The sequence below is a fragment of the Bradyrhizobium sp. IC3123 genome, from assembly GCF_020193625.1.
Classification (GTDB): Bacteria; Pseudomonadota; Alphaproteobacteria; order Rhizobiales; family Xanthobacteraceae; genus Bradyrhizobium; species Bradyrhizobium yuanmingense.
In genome coordinates this window covers 12,015-26,048 of record NZ_JADYVF010000026.1, presented here as the reverse complement: position 1 = coordinate 26,048, position 14,034 = coordinate 12,015, and the positions used below count along the sequence as shown (strand labels likewise).

9 protein-coding genes, 2 pseudogenes and 1 other annotated feature are annotated in these 14,034 nt (G+C 59.3%); of the genes and pseudogenes, 6 read left to right on the top strand and 5 right to left on the bottom strand.

Annotated elements, in window-relative coordinates:
• Window positions 1-45: 45 nt before the first annotated feature.
• The 4 genes and pseudogenes from I6F20_RS36665 to istA all read right to left on the bottom strand — a co-directional run.
• A pseudogene (locus I6F20_RS36665) lies at window positions 46-357 on the bottom strand (integrase core domain-containing protein); the annotation flags it as partial.
• Window positions 356-772: pseudogene (locus tag I6F20_RS36660) on the bottom strand (IS3 family transposase); the annotation flags it as partial. The pseudogenes I6F20_RS36660 and I6F20_RS36665, both read right to left, overlap by 2 nt.
• Window positions 412-528: a sequence feature (AL1L pseudoknot), on the bottom strand. (Overlaps the previous pseudogene by 117 nt.)
• Window positions 773-804: 32 nt before the next feature.
• Complete coding sequence (istB, locus tag I6F20_RS36655; RefSeq protein WP_225131228.1) at window positions 805-1,662, bottom strand: IS21-like element helper ATPase IstB; 858 nt, start codon at window positions 1,660-1,662, stop codon at window positions 805-807.
• Window positions 1,659-2,921, bottom strand: coding sequence for an IS21 family transposase (istA, locus tag I6F20_RS36650; protein ID WP_225131226.1), 1,263 nt, complete (start codon window positions 2,919-2,921; stop codon window positions 1,659-1,661). The genes istB and istA overlap by 4 nt, the downstream gene beginning before the upstream one ends.
• A 574-nt stretch (window positions 2,922-3,495) precedes the next feature.
• Between istA and I6F20_RS36645 the strand changes: the two genes are divergently transcribed.
• The 5 genes from I6F20_RS36645 to I6F20_RS36625 all read left to right on the top strand — a co-directional run bounded on the left by I6F20_RS36645 (window position 3,496) and on the right by I6F20_RS36625 (window position 11,476).
• A complete protein-coding gene (locus tag I6F20_RS36645; RefSeq protein WP_225131225.1) occupies window positions 3,496-4,590 on the top strand; it encodes a DUF2817 domain-containing protein in 1,095 nt (364 codons plus the stop codon).
• 231 nt (window positions 4,591-4,821) lie between these two features.
• Window positions 4,822-5,979: a M24 family metallopeptidase gene (locus tag I6F20_RS36640; RefSeq protein ID WP_225131224.1), complete on the top strand. Its 1,158-nt coding sequence runs from the start codon at window positions 4,822-4,824 to the stop codon at window positions 5,977-5,979.
• A gap of 712 nt (window positions 5,980-6,691) precedes the next feature.
• Complete coding sequence (locus I6F20_RS36635) at window positions 6,692-7,399, top strand: aspartate/glutamate racemase family protein (protein WP_225131223.1); 708 nt, start codon at window positions 6,692-6,694, stop codon at window positions 7,397-7,399.
• Window positions 7,400-8,999: 1,600 nt separating this feature from the next.
• Entirely contained in the window at window positions 9,000-10,148 is a 1,149-nt protein-coding gene (locus I6F20_RS36630) for a RidA family protein (RefSeq protein WP_225131222.1), read from the top strand.
• Window positions 10,149-10,225: 77 nt separating this feature from the next.
• Window positions 10,226-11,476, top strand: a complete 1,251-nt coding sequence (locus I6F20_RS36625; RefSeq protein ID WP_225131221.1) for a serine hydrolase domain-containing protein — start codon at window positions 10,226-10,228, stop codon at window positions 11,474-11,476.
• 189 nt (window positions 11,477-11,665) lie between these two features.
• On the opposite strand, the gene relB is transcribed toward I6F20_RS36625, so the two are convergent.
• Window positions 11,666-12,226 carry a type II toxin-antitoxin system RelB family anti-toxin gene (relB, locus tag I6F20_RS36620; RefSeq protein WP_225131220.1) on the bottom strand — a complete coding sequence of 187 codons (561 nt, stop codon included), beginning with the start codon at window positions 12,224-12,226 and terminating at the stop codon, window positions 11,666-11,668.
• A gap of 727 nt (window positions 12,227-12,953) precedes the next feature.
• Between relB and I6F20_RS36615 the strand changes: the two genes are divergently transcribed.
• Window positions 12,954-13,925: a D-2-hydroxyacid dehydrogenase gene (locus I6F20_RS36615; protein ID WP_225131219.1), complete on the top strand. Its 972-nt coding sequence runs from the start codon at window positions 12,954-12,956 to the stop codon at window positions 13,923-13,925.
• Window positions 13,926-14,034 lie beyond the last annotated feature (109 nt).

Below are 14,034 nucleotides of genomic sequence, written 5' to 3'. Positions count from 1 at the left end.
TCTTGTTCCCCGCTGACCCGCCACTGAGTTTTCATCCAGCGGCGGTTAGGGCCTCGGCGCACTTGTAGCGAGACCGAAGTTTGGAGCAGCCAGAACTAAAGTTTTGCGCTCTGATCCCGTTGGCGAGCTGGATGCGCCGACGTGGTTTTGCAGCAAAATCGGCGGCCGATTGCCGATCGCCCCGTGGGGCCGTTCTTCGTTACGCTATCTGCGCCAAGTCTCCACGTTTTCCTGGGCATCCGCAAGGGACTGGAAGCAGTGGGCGTTGAGGCATTCGGCTCGGAAGCGCCCATTGAAGGCCTCGATGAACGCGTTGTCGGTTGGCTTGCCGGGCCGTGAGAAGTCCAACGAGACACCGCGTTGACAGCTTGGCGGGATCGCGCCGTTTGGCCACATGGGCGTGATAGGTCGGGGGGCGATCGGCAACACCTTGCAGATCGGCTCGGCACCATGCGCCCCTCGATGATCGTCAATGAAGGCGATCATGGCTTGGACCGGCGGTCGAGCTCCGCCATCGCAAAATAAGCGGTGGCCTTGCGCAGGATCTCGTTGGCCTGCCGAAGCTCTCGGTTCTCCCCCGGCTAGCAGCTTCTCGGCGGTATCGGCGCGGAACGCCGGCCCGCTGCCCGCTGTCGACCTCGGCTTTCTTGACCCACTCATGCAGCGTCTGGGGCGTACAGCCAAACTTGGCCGCAATCGAGGTCACCGCGGCCCAGCGCGAGGGATGCGTGTCAACGGGCAGCGAACTTTCCGTGAGAATGGGCTTCCAAATTTCCCTAGGTGACGGCGATTGTGGTTCGGGGATCAGCCGCTATCGGGATCGTCATTGGTCCTTCCAGGCGGGCGGCCGCGGCGCTTGGGCTGCGGCGGGTTTGTGAGCGGGCGCGAGCGGACGTTTTCCGGGACGAGGGCGGCGTGCTGGCGGAGCCGATAGCTCGATCCCTCGATTTGGATAACAACGGAGTGGTGAAGCAGGCGATCAAGCAATGCTGTGGCGACGACGGCATCACCAAAGACCTCGCCCCATTCAGCAAAGCCGCGGTTCGAAGTGAGGATCATCGCGCCCTTTTCATAGCGGGCGTTGACCAACTGGAAGAACAGATTGCCGCCGCCGGGCACGACCGGGAGGTAACCGATCTCGTCGACGACAAGGAGGGAGGCGCGGGCGAGGAACCGCAGGCGCTCGCGCAAAGTGCCTTCGCGTTCGGCTTTTGCGAGGGTGGTGACGATGTCGGCGAGCGTGGCGAACGCGACGCTCTTTCCCGCCTTCACGGCCTCGACCGCGAGTGCTGTCGCGAGATGGCTCTTGCCGGTGCCGGGCGGCCCAAGCAGATGGACCACCTCGGCGCGGTCGATGAACTTCAATTCGGCAAGCGCCAGGATGCGATTGCGATCGAGCGAGGGCTGGAACGCGAAGTCGAAGCCGGCGAGCGTTTTGACGGTGGTCAGACGAGACATTCTCAGCGCGGTACTGACACGGCGATTGTCGCGCAGCGTCAGCTCCTCGATAAGCAGCTGATCGAGCGCCTCAATCCAGGTTACCTCACCCTGTTCGATTCGCCGCAGCGTGGTGTCCAGTATTTCCAGCGCACGTGGCATCTTGAGTGCGACCAGGCTTTTCTTGACGCTGTCGATCGCTGCCGGCTGCGTGTGGATGGTCATGGCCGGCCTCCCGATTGGGCGAGCCGTTTGCCGACAGCTTGGTAAAACTCGAGCGACCGTCGTGGGATGTGATCGCCGGCCCGACCGACGAGGGCTTCGGACACGCCAGGTCGCGACCTGGACCGGTTGACCGCCTGGCGATGCTCGGGTGCGACGCGAGTTCGCCGGCGGCCTTCCAGAACGGGATGGACGGCGACGATTTCGCCTTGATCGAGAATGCGGATTACATCGGGCAATTGCTGCACCTCGACAATGCGGCGCGTGCGGTCCGGGACGCTGTAATAGTTGCCACCAATCGACACGAGCCCGTCGTGGCTGACACGGCGCTCGAGTTTGAGCAGCGCGTCGAACGGCCCCGCTGGCAACGCCTGCAGCTCGGGTCTCTCGGCGGCAAACGCCTCGGCAACGACTTTCTGCGTGGTGCCGTGTACGCGCACGTTGGCGACGTTGGCCAGCCAGTCGTCGAGCTGGGTGTTGAGATCGTCGAGATTGCAAAAGCTGCGAGCGAGGAAGAAGTCCTGCCGGATGTAGCTGAACGGACGCTCGACCTTGCCCTTGGTCTTGGCGCGGTACGGCCGGCAGGCCCTCGGATGGAAGCCGTAATGTTGTGCGAGCGCCAGCAGCGACCGGTTATAGACGATGTGTCCATCGCCGTCCTCGCCCGTCACGGCCGTCTTCATGCGGTCGTAAAGGATCTCGATCGGCACGCCGCCGATGACCGCAAAAGCCTGCATGTGGCAGCGCAGCAGCGTCTGCAGGTCCTGATGCATGACGAAGCGGGCGAAGATGAAGCGCGAATGCCCGAGCACCATCGAGAACAGCCAAATGATCCGTGTCACATCGGGCTCGTCGGTGAAGATGGTCACGAAGCGAGCAAAGTCGACTTGCGCTTGCTGGCCAGCCGGGGTTTCGAACCGTACTTCGAAGGGCTTAGGTGCGTTATCGGGACGGATCGCCGCCGCGAACCGCTTTACGGCTGTATAGGCGCCGGTATAGCCGCGCTCCCGAAGCTCTCGGGTCAGCCGGACAGCACTCAAGTCCGGGAAGGCGGCGATGCGCTCTCGCAGATAGTCGAGATAGGGTGCGAGCTTGCTCGGCCGGCCAGCCGGCCGAGGGCCATAGGCGGGTGGCTCGAGACCCCGCGCAATGTATTTGCGGATCGTTTTCGGGTCGCGCCCCGTGCGCCGGGCAATCGCGCTGATCGACAAGCCCTGACGGTGAAGGTCCAAAATCACGATGAGATCTCCAAGCTGGATCATCCGTTCCGCCCCCGAATCACTTCGGGGACAGGATCGGATGCGGAAAGCCTGAAGGGGCCGCAGCGCTCCGGTATGTGGGGCCTCCGCGCCGCGGCCCCTTCAGGCTGGGATGCCAGCTAGGGAATTTTCGATGCCCATATTTGGGGAGTATTCACCGCCCAGTGACAGGATGCTCGCTGGCGTGATCCAAAACCATCCGGACCCGTCGGGCCCGGACCTCGGGTGAGAACTTGTTCGTCGTCCTGCTTGTCATGGCTCCATCTCTCAGGAGGTGGAGCCTCCGGCAAACCCGGGCCGGTTCAGCGCAGTCTGGTCTGTTTAGAGCGCCTAGAGTAGAAAAGGCTTCGTGTCCCCGGTAGGCCGCAGAATTTCTGGAATATAAGGCTTTACATTGCAGAAATTCGGCTTGGAGACCCGATAGCCTTTACTAAAGGGTAGACAACCTGATCGATGCGCCGATTTGAAATTGCGCCGCGGTGGCCCTGTGGGTCGCGTCCCGGTCAATCAGGATAGGTCACGGTAAGTTTGGACAATTCGTCCCCATCGGACGAATTGACTGTGGAGGTAAGGCGGCGTGAACTTTGACGTTGTGAAGCAAATTGCTGCGGTCAATTTCTCTGACACCTATCTGGAGGCCAGGCAGAAATTTTTGTCAGCGGCACCGAAGTCGAAGGCGTATCAGTGCAGTGCAAAGGGACCATCTCGCGAGGCTCTCTTTACCGATGCGGCATATTTCGGCCCCTCAGATGCAAAGAAGCTCTTGGTCCTGGTCTCCGGCACGCACGGTCCAGAGGGTTACCATGGCTCGGCAGCGCAGCTGCTGTTTTTGCAGGCAAAGTTGCACGAGGAGCTTCCGCCCTCGACGGCTGTGCTCTTCGTCCATGCGCTGAACTGCTACGGCTTTGCCTGGGATCGCAGGTCTACTGCAGAGGGATGCGACCTCAATCGTAACTTTATCGACTTTTCAAAACCGGCGCCTGCAAATCCCGAGTATGAGGAGTTGGATCAGTACTGCGTTCCTGCGGACAGAACAGAGGAGGGGCTCCGGCGCGCTGAAGCTGTGATAGCCGAATATCGCAAGTTGCATGGGGAAGAGGTTTACCGTTCAGCGAGGTCGCGTGGTCAGTACACCAGGCCCGGTGGCCTGTTTTACGGCGGAAGCGAGCCTACCGAAGCGCGACGAACCCTCGAGAAAATAGTAGCCGACTTTGACGTGGCAGCCCGCGATAATGTCATCATCATCGATTACCATACCGGGCTCGGTCCTTATGGCTACGGGGAGTTGCAATGCGAGCAACCGTCCGGGTTAAGGGGGTACGAGCGAGCAGCAAAAATCTTCGGGCCCTCAGTAACCTTGCCCGATCTAGGAACGTCCTCCTCGGTCAACTTGCACGGCACGCAAGACGAATACTGGCAGCGGATTTTGGGCGATCGTCACACCTACGTTGCCCTCGAATATGGAACCTACACTGGTTCGACGATACTGCGTGATGAACACTGGCTGTTCAGATACAGACCGGACGCGATTGATTCGGAACTCGGGCGGCAGATACGGAGGGCCACCAAGCAATACTTTTATCCCCAAAAACCGGATTGGAACGAGATGGTTCTTTGGAGAGCGCACTTGGTGCATCGACAGGCACTTGAGGGGTGTACATCTGGACACTAGCTGTTTGCCGAAAAGCCAAGTCCAGTGATGTCTCGCGTCAAGTGCCCATCCGACCCTGACGGCTCACTTCTATCGCTGGACCTCAGCGAGCATGCGATTGGCAAAGACTCCTGGAGTGGCCATCCGATGGCTTCGCTATGCCGAACTACGAGGCAAGGGGCGGATGTTGAGTGGTTGACGGACTAGCGCAAGCTTAGAATGAACGTCTGTGGTTACTAAAAGGAACGATCCATGACCGCACTTAAAGCAATTCCTTTCACCAATGCCCCGTTTCAGAAATCAGAGTATGAGCGGCGGCAGAAGAATGTGCTTGAAGCGGTGGCCAGAGCTGAGCTTGACGCGCTCGTGGTCACTGCCCACGGCCATCTCAAGTATCTTAGCGGATACGATGGGATGGGCGCGTACTTCATGCCGTTTCCGCTGATCTTCGTGCCAGGAAGAGCGCCAACATATGTCGTGCGCGAGTTCGAGCTCAATGGCGTACGTGCCGAAAGCTGTATCGACGAGATTGTTGGTTACACGGAGCAGCCTGACTTCGCCAGAGTGTGCGCCGATGTTCTCCGCCAGCTGGGCCTGGCAGGCAAGAGAATCGGGTTCGAACTGGGCTGTTGGAATCTTGCACCTGCAGATGTAAGTGCACTTCAGGCGCGCCTTCCGAACATGAACGTCGTCGATGCTTCTTGTCTGGTCCCGTCGGTGATGGCCGTGAAAAGCGACCTCGAAATCAGTGCAATGCGCGATGCGATGACTATGACCGATGTGGCGGTGCGTGCATTTCAGCAGTCGCTTAGGGAAGGCATCACCGAAACGGAGATGGCCGTAGCCATCCAGAGCGAAGTCAGAAAAGCCGGTGGTGAGGACGTGAGGCTGGTCTCAATCGGGTTCGGTGAGCGGACGAAATTGCCACATACTAGGCTTACACGCCATCCAATGGGTAACAACGAACCTGCAATGGTAGAACTCGGCGGTGTAAAACAAGGATACGCCGGAGCACTGGTCCGCGGCGCTGTACTCGGCCGACACCCTGAGTCGGAACGCTTGCATGCGTTGGCGGAAGAGGCACTTGAAGCCGCGATCGCCGTAATCAAGCCAGGCGTGACAGCTGGCGAAGTGGACACCGCCGCGCGCAAAGTGATCGAGCGTTCTGGTCGACCGCAAGCGCTCAATCATCGGGTGGGTTACCAAACCGGCGCCCCCTGGAATGAACGCGGCAACATCAGCTTGGAGCCCGGCGCAACCGAGATCCTTCAGGCCAACATGACCGTTCACATGCCAATGATTCTCCTTGGAGAGGACGGTTATATGATTGGTTGTAGCGAGACCGTATTGGTAACGGGACGCGGCGCGGAGGTGCTTAGCCGTACGCCACATACGCTGTATCGCGCATAATACCTTGGCACGCAGCCGTCAGCGCCGCGACTGTATAGCATCTCGGCGGTACCAACCGGCGGGCAGCCCCATGCTTCCCGCCTTCTTCTCTGATGGACTAGCCAGTCGCTAGTAGTGCTCCCTCGAAGCAGACGCGCATGCCCGGCGCAATCGTAGCCAGGCGTGCGCTAGATGGGTGCTTCAACTCGAGGCCCTCAGTCTCGGTGTGGAAACCTGTCGAGCTGGACCGGTCGTGCTCGTAGGTTGATTCCGCTACGCCGATGCGGCGAAACGCGATGATGCTGCATTGCCGATCCACTGCGCCAAATATTGTTCAAGTTCGCTGCGTTTCTCGCAAACGCGTGAGCGGCGTGATTGAGCGTAGGTGGCGGTGCTCGGCAAATGCCATCCCGCTTCTGGTCGGCGCACTCCTGCTCGAATAGAACACGCGCGGCCGCCGAGCGTCGGTGCATTGATGGGACTTGAAAACGATCGCCCCCGCTATGCGGTCATTCCGCCGCCAGCTTCGCGGAATCGCCAGCTGAGCGATCCGGTCCAACCATCGAACGTGGTGATCTCTGAGCTCCCGCAACAGATCTAATCGTGCGAAAAGTATGTACTTCCATTGTTCGAGCATGGAATTGCTGCGCGAAGCTGAACAAATTGCGGGATTTCAGCTTAGGATCGCGCTAAGCTCAAGCAATCATCTGTCATAAAGTTAGCGGAGTCATAAATGGCATTGCAAATCCCGCGCTCTCTCGGAATTCTGAATTTGGAACGGGGAATGACGACCGATGCCAACACGCCAGCGCCGCTACGCGGCTCCTTAATGAGTTCAGCTACTTTCGATCTTCCCATCATTTCAGAAACAGTTATTGGTGCATGGGCTGATATCGTTATTCCTGGCGCGCCAGAGCTGGAGCCTGCCTGCGTGGCGGCGGCGAAGCGCTTAGTCGAGAGGGGCGCTGTTGCAATAAGCTCCAACTGTGGCTACTTCATCCGACATCAAGCGGCTGTGGCCGCGGCGGTGGACGTACCGGTCGTTACGTCGAGCCTACTGCTCCTGCCGGCTCTACTCCGCCAATTGCCGGCCGCCGCTAAGCTCGCGGTTGTCGTCGCTCAGCCGAAGCACTTAAGCGAGGACATGCTCGGGATCGACGACCCGGCTGCGCGGGCGAGGGTGGTCATAGGGGGAATCGAAAACAGCTCACTCGTGCGAAATGAGAATATGCGACCGCCGCCGCGGACCGATATCGCGGAAATCGAAAGGGATGTCGTCGCCTGCACCACTCAACTCCGGGACTCACATCCTGATATTGCGGTATTTTTGTTCGAGTGCACGGGAATGCCACTGACGGCGCCGGCGGTCCGCCGGATAACGGGTCTGCCTGTCTACGATATTACGACCCTTTGCCGAATGACGTTGGCCTCCGTCCTGTAAGGGACTTTGCGTCACGTTGCTGAGTCCGCAATCCGCGCCATCACTGGCGGCCCAATCGAGTTGAGCGGGCTGCCATCCGGATAGGGAGCGTCGTAGGCCCGTTGCGCTGGCCTTCTGCTTGCTAGCAGCGCCGGTCTTGTATCTGCCAATACTAGAGGGGAACGCTCGTGTGCGTCGGGTCCGATCATTCACGATCGGTCGCCGCCTGACTGAGCCATTAGGTGAAATAGGGCGGCGCTGAGTTTGCATTGCGAAGCAGACGGCTGGACCGACTTTTCTGATTGCTATTTGGAAGCTAGGCAGCAATTCTTGATAGGTTTTGGTCGTAGTTTTCGGCGCGCACGGTCCAGAGGGTTACCAATGGGTCGGCGACACCGCTGTTGTTCTTGCGAGGGTAGCTTCACGAAGGGGCCACGTGAGCCGTGCGCTTCAACTGCTACGGGTTTGCCTGGGATCACGGTCGATTGCGAGGACTGAGAATCCAGTCGGAACTTTATCGACTTTTCCAGGCCAGTGCTCCAAATTCCGAGCATGAGGATGAGTATTGCGCTTTAGCGGACAGTGCGGAGGGGCTCCGGCGCGTAGAGGCGGCAATTGCCGAATATCGCAAGCTGCGGAGTTGGCTTCCGATCAGCGCGGGCGCGTAGTCATGTTCATTCAGCGACTGCGCGGAGTTTTGGCGAGGATCAACCTCAATACTTCGTCTATTAAGCTCGTCTCCACGCGACTGCGGAAGCGCTCGCGTTCGTTTGCCACCACGCCGCTGACGTTGGGCTCCTGAGCATGCGCGAAGGCCCGCAACTAGAGGTGGTAGCGTTCAGGTGCGTTCGGCAAGATCGCGAACGAGCTCGCGTTCGGTGTGTCGACGTCCTTAATCCGTTGTGACAGCTAGACCGTTGTCTCCCCAAATTTGCCTTCGGCTTGTGACCGTCCGTCTGGCCCGGCGCGACGCTGCCGGTCTCCTCGACTAAATGATCCAGCTGATTGCTGTTCTGTTCGCAGTTCCGATGCTTGGCGGCCTAATGCGGGACATCCCGCCCTCGATTGCGGTCACGACAGGCTTGCGAAGATGCAGAGGAAAGGCTTGCCCACCATGCTCGCCTTCTTCCCACCAGCACGATTATTCAGAAAAGCCGATTCGGATTCCAAAACCTTCAACCTACCCTCATCCCGCTCTGGTTTGCTGATTTAGACGGCAAGCGCTGACCTCAGCCGAAGACTTCCGCCAAGAGCTTTGGGCAACAATGACAGTGAACTCCCATGTTCAGGATTTGTCACGGTTAGCCGAAATCGGCTGACCGTTAGTCCACGACCGTCGAGGATTCTGGCACGTCAATCTTCGGATAGGCCAAAGCTTGTGAACGAGTGCGATGTTCGATTTATGAAACGCTACCTTGAGTTTTCAACGAGTTGCTAGGCTAAAGAAAACGTCTTTTCAACGTTGAGGACGAAGGTAACCTGCTGTTACTACGGCGAGCTAATTCGCCAAAGCGTCAACGTCGCAGGCGAAACCGGTTGCAGATATATGGTAACGAGAGCGCCTCTCATCTGGACTCTGCCAATTGCGCATACCCACTGTTTGTCGGGTAGCGCAGGCGCATTGAGTTTCGTTGGCGGCGCAGGTGATTTTGACGCGGCGGGACGGATTCGCAATCCGGATGACTTCGACAAGCAGATCGAAGGCACGATGGCGAACTTGGCAGAGGCACTTGCTAGCGAAGCCTGCACGTTCGACGACGTGGTGCGGCTAAAGGCGCACTACACCGCCGAACGCGACGATTGGGAGGTGATTGCGGCGCTGGCCCGTTTCTTTAAGGCGGACCCATGCCAGCGATCAGTACGATCCCGGAGCCCTTGCAGCCCTTCTCCGGCCAAACTATACAAATTCAAGCTATTGCCCAGCGCGGCTGGCGGACGCATCCCGAAGTCCGAGCGCTCCCGCGCCCCGTACCGCCTCAGAGGCAAGCGCTATTCGGTGAGCGAGCGGTCCCTGGGGGCTTGCGCGGGCGAGTTCATTGCCGTTGCGAACCGCGCAGCCGAGGATGTAGACGGCGTGGTGGGACAGCCAGATGACGGCGTGGCTCAGAGCCACTTCATCATAGAGAAACACGCGGAGACACTGGCCGCACTCGGCGCCTCCTTTCAGGATTGCGTCAAACTGGAGGGTTACTACTTCGGCAACACACGCGAGCAATGGGCGCCGCTTTCCAAGGCGCGGGCGAGTCATTTTCGCGAGCCGGGTCCCGCCGGGACCGTGGTCCCCTGCCACCGGCTCAATCCAAAGGGCGCCTTGACCAAGGTCGAGGTCCTGGCCATGCGCGAGCTGCGCAACGGCTGCGACAAATACATCCCGCGCGAGGACCATTGGCCCGCACGCGTTTGGGACTGGACCTACCCCACACCTTGCCGTCAAGCTATCCGGTTGCGAAATACCGTGTGGCTTGGTGGCCAAGTGCCCTCGGAGCCTTACTGCAATAAGGGGCACTCCGTCATGGAGGGGCAGCTCATGCCGCAGACCCGCGTCACCATGAGTTATATCCAGAACCTCCTGCGGGCGTTCGGCCGGTCACTCGCGGACCTGAAGCTCATGGTCTGCTACTTCACCGAGACGATTGCCTTCGCCAAGACCCTCGCGGATTGCGTGGGCGGAGCGCTTCCACCTATGACGGCTCGTGCTGAAGCCAATGATGCACAATCCCAAGACTACCGTGGAGATTTGGGGCGTCGCTCAAGGTTGACGGCACTTTGATCTGCAAATGGGGGAGAGATTATGAGAGAACTCGAATTGGGTGTCCTTCTCGAAACGCTTTGGAAGGGACGTAGTCGATGAGCTTTCTCGAATTCGACGGAAAACGCTTTCTCGATGGCCGCGCGTCCGATCCGCGCGAACTCTGCTGGATGCGCGGTGCGCCGCCGCCAGCAGACAAGTGCATCACATTCGAGAGCGGCACGTTTTTCGATTTCCCGCAGATCCGTTGGTCGCTGTCGCATAGGCGCGAGCTTGCGGCGAGTGTCAACGTGTGGCGCGGGCGGGGCGGGCCGTCGCCGCTCGATCGCAGCGACAAGGCCGCGAACATTGAGGCGCTGACCTTCGCCGATAAGGACGGCCGCACCCGCCGCTTCGACGAGGCGCTGTTCGACACCTACTGCGACGGCATCGTGGTGCTGCATCGCGGGCGCATTGTGTATGAGCGCTACTTCGGGGCGCTCGAGCCACAGTTGGCGCATGCGTGCTTCTCGGTCACGAAGTCGTACGCTGGTACCCTCGCCGCCGCGCTCGTCCACGAGGGCGTGCTCGATGATGGGAAGGCAATCCCACATTACCTACCGGAGCTCCGGGGGACTGCTTGGGGTGATGCCACGCTGCGTCAGGTGATGGATATGCAGACTGGTCTGGCATACACCGAGATCTACGACGACGAGCGCTCCGGCGTTCGGGCGTATTCGCGCGCCTGTGGTGGGCGACCACGGCCGGTCGGTTACGACGGGCCGCGGACATTATGCGACTACCTGCGCACCATGAAGAAGGAGGGGGCACACGGCCACGAGTTCGCGTATAAGACCGTCAACACGGACGTAATGGCTTGGGTGATGGCGCGCGTGACCGGCCGCTCGTTCGCACAGCTGCTGCACGAGCGCCTGTGGGCGCCACTGGGCTGCGAGGAGGATGGCTACGTCCTTGTCGACCCGGTTGGCACGCCGCTGGTCGGCGGCGGGCTGAACGCGACCCTGCGCGACCTCGCGCGCTTTGGCGAGCTCATGCGTCGCGAAGGCGACTGGCACGGAAAGCAGCTCATTCCCGCCTCCGTCGTGCACGAGGTGCGAAAGGGCGATGACCCGGACAAATTCCACTACGCGTGGTTACCAGGCTATTCGTATCGGAGCATGTGGTGGGTGAGCCACAATGAGCTGGACGCCTTCGAAGCCAAGGGCATCCACGGCCAGCGCCTCTATGTCGCGCCGAAGGCGGAGATGGTGGTCGCGCGATTCGCGTCACACCCGGTGGCATCGAGTATCGCCAATGACCCGATCACTTTGCCTCAGATGCTGGCATTGGGGCGGTTACTGCGCACATAGCTGCAAAGATGCGCCGTTTCTATTTCGCCAAATCTGGTGGATCGCAAGATCGCAATGAAGCGATCCACATGTCGTCCGCGCCTCGATGCTATCTTCACGTTTCGAAGCAAACTCACACCTTAGAAATCTCTTGCGCACCCCCCTTCAGTACGGCGCGTTATCAACTCTTGCCTGATCAGCTCTCGTTCACTAGACCGTTGGCGGCGCGCACGCACTCACTACTTCACATATTTCTTTGCCGATACACCTAAACCGGTGTGGTCGGCGGCTGGAGAAGTAGTAAGCGTCGCCAGGGCATAGCACGCGCCTTTGATCGTCAACTGTGACCTCCAAACGTCCACTAATGACAATTCCGCCTTCTTCACCATCATGAGTAAGGCACACTTTCCCTGTGTCGGAGCCAGGCTTGTACGTCTCCTGCAGAATCTGGACTGATCGACCAACCATGGTGCTGCCAACCTGGAGAAGGGAGACTCCGCCCTTGCCGATCTCGGTCAGGTCATTCTTCTTAAAAAAGATCTGTTCCCTTCTCTCGTCCGGTTGCGAAAAAAATTGTGCCAAACTGATCGGAATGGCTTCCAAGATACGCTTCAAGGCGCCCACGGACGGATTTGTCTGCCCTGATTCGATCAAAGATATGGTTGAGTTGACTACTCCGGCCCGCCTTGCCAGCGCACGCTGTGAAAGGCCGTTGCGCAGCCTGACGTGACGCAGCCGAGCCCCGATGTTTTCATTTGCGCCGTCGGTCATCGGCGGCCCCTCCAACGCTTTGCTCTCCGGCGCGCTTCATCCGACATCTTCAACGGCGGCTGCCGCCGCGCACGTCATGAGCCAACTCTAGCCACGCTTTGAGGCTGAATTCCCCAACATTGGGCCATAATCGCCGTAATTGTGCGTCTGACCGATCGATTGTGGCGTTTTCCCTCGCGCCGATAGTCTGGAATCTGTCTTCAGTTGAGGCCGAACGACGCCGCTTACGCTGGCGGCAAACTTCAGACTCTTATCATAGCGCTTAATCGATATCGACGAGCCATCGATGACGTGGCCATCACGATGTGTCGGCTGGCCCACACCATCGGCCGCCCACCAGGAGGGCGGTAAAGGATGAGGACGGTTTGCGGGAGGTAGCCAGGGGCCCAGGATCCGACGCCCGAGGCTAATCGGAGATCCGTCGGGCCGAAAATTGGCAATCCCGTTGCAGGGCACCAACATCAGCGCGGCTTCGGGGCCGTGCGCTGTCGAGTGCGGTGTTCGATTTAGAAAACACCAGCAATGATATTCAATGACTTACGATATCAAAGAAAACGTCTATTCAAGGACAGTGGCCATGATAGTCCTGTCGCGCAATGTGGCGTGACGCGATCCGCACACTCTCGTGGCTGATAGTGTTTATGGGGCGCCACAATGCCGGGGTTCAGTTGTTGCTCCTGCAATGCCGCGGGTTTAATCCAAGAAATTTGATCAAGGTCCAACTACAATGTCATCAACGTCTGCGGCTGAAAATGTCGTCACAGTCCTCCTCTATGCCTTTGCCGGTGATGATTATGCGGCCTCGATTCACAAGCGTTTTTCCCATGTTCGCGTGTTGATCGCGAAAGATCAGGCGTCGCTTGATCAGCACGTGGCGGAGGCAGATGTTCTCCTCGCCCACAGTTTTCCTGCCGAGATCTTTGACAAAGCGCGGCGGCTGCGCTGGTTCCAATGCGCCAGCGCGGGCGTTGACTCAGTCTTATCGATCCGCGACCGCGTCGGCGACCTCGTCGTCACCAATGTCCGCGGTATGCACGGCGAAGTCATCGCGGACTTTGTCATGGCGGGCATGACCATGATGCACTGGGACTTCCCGCGGTTCATGCGGGAGCAATCTCGCAAGGAATGGCGTCCACGATCGATCGCACCGCTCGCGGAACGGACGCTTGGTGTTGTCGGGCTCGGATCGATCGGTACAGCCATCGCTCGCCGAGCCAAGAGTGCGGGCATGACTGTGATCGGCTCGAAGCGTGATGTGACCCAGCCGGTTTCAGGCATCGACACGCTTTTCCCGCCGGAGGGGCTCGCCGAGGTCCTGGGGCTCTCCGACTTCGTCGTCCTTGCTGTTCCACACGTTTCGGAAACCACCAGGCTTATCGGTCGCAAGGAGCTGCAGCTCATGCGCCGCACGGCGTTTCTGATCAATATCGCTCGCGGTTCGGTGATTGCGGAAAACGAGCTCGTCGAGGCGCTTCAGGGGGGCACGATCGCCGGAGCTCTCCTCGACGTATTCGAGCGGGAACCACTTCCGGTGGACAGTCCTCTATGGACGATGCCGAACGTCATCGTCACTCCCCATGTTGCCGGTTGGCTGAGCGACTACAACGCTCGCGCATTGGAGATCTTCAACGACAACCTGCAGCGTTTCCTCGACAGAAAGCCGTTGCGTAACGTAGTCGACCTGAAGCGTGGCTACTGATCGGCGCGCTTGTGCTTTGAGGCTGTCATGACGTGGTTCTGATCTACACTCAGTTATCGGCACGGGTGCCTGGCAACGGACATCCTTCATGAAGGAATTGACGGCGCTT

What these genes read in the sequence shown, in the direction of transcription:
- istB (WP_225131228.1), bottom strand. Translation starts at nt 1,662, where the DNA reads ATGACCATCCACACGCAGCCGGCAGCGATCGACAGCGTCAAGAAAAGC.
- istA (WP_225131226.1), bottom strand. Translation starts at nt 2,921, where the DNA reads ATGATCCAGCTTGGAGATCTCATCGTGATTTTGGACCTTCACCGTCAG.
- I6F20_RS36640 (WP_225131224.1), top strand. Translation starts at nt 4,822, where the DNA reads ATGACCGCACTTAAAGCAATTCCTTTCACCAATGCCCCGTTTCAGAAA.
- I6F20_RS36635 (WP_225131223.1), top strand. Translation starts at nt 6,692, where the DNA reads ATGGCATTGCAAATCCCGCGCTCTCTCGGAATTCTGAATTTGGAACGG.
- I6F20_RS36625 (WP_225131221.1), top strand. Translation starts at nt 10,226, where the DNA reads ATGAGCTTTCTCGAATTCGACGGAAAACGCTTTCTCGATGGCCGCGCG.
- relB (WP_225131220.1), bottom strand. Translation starts at nt 12,226, where the DNA reads ATGACCGACGGCGCAAATGAAAACATCGGGGCTCGGCTGCGTCACGTC.
- I6F20_RS36615 (WP_225131219.1), top strand. Translation starts at nt 12,954, where the DNA reads ATGTCATCAACGTCTGCGGCTGAAAATGTCGTCACAGTCCTCCTCTAT.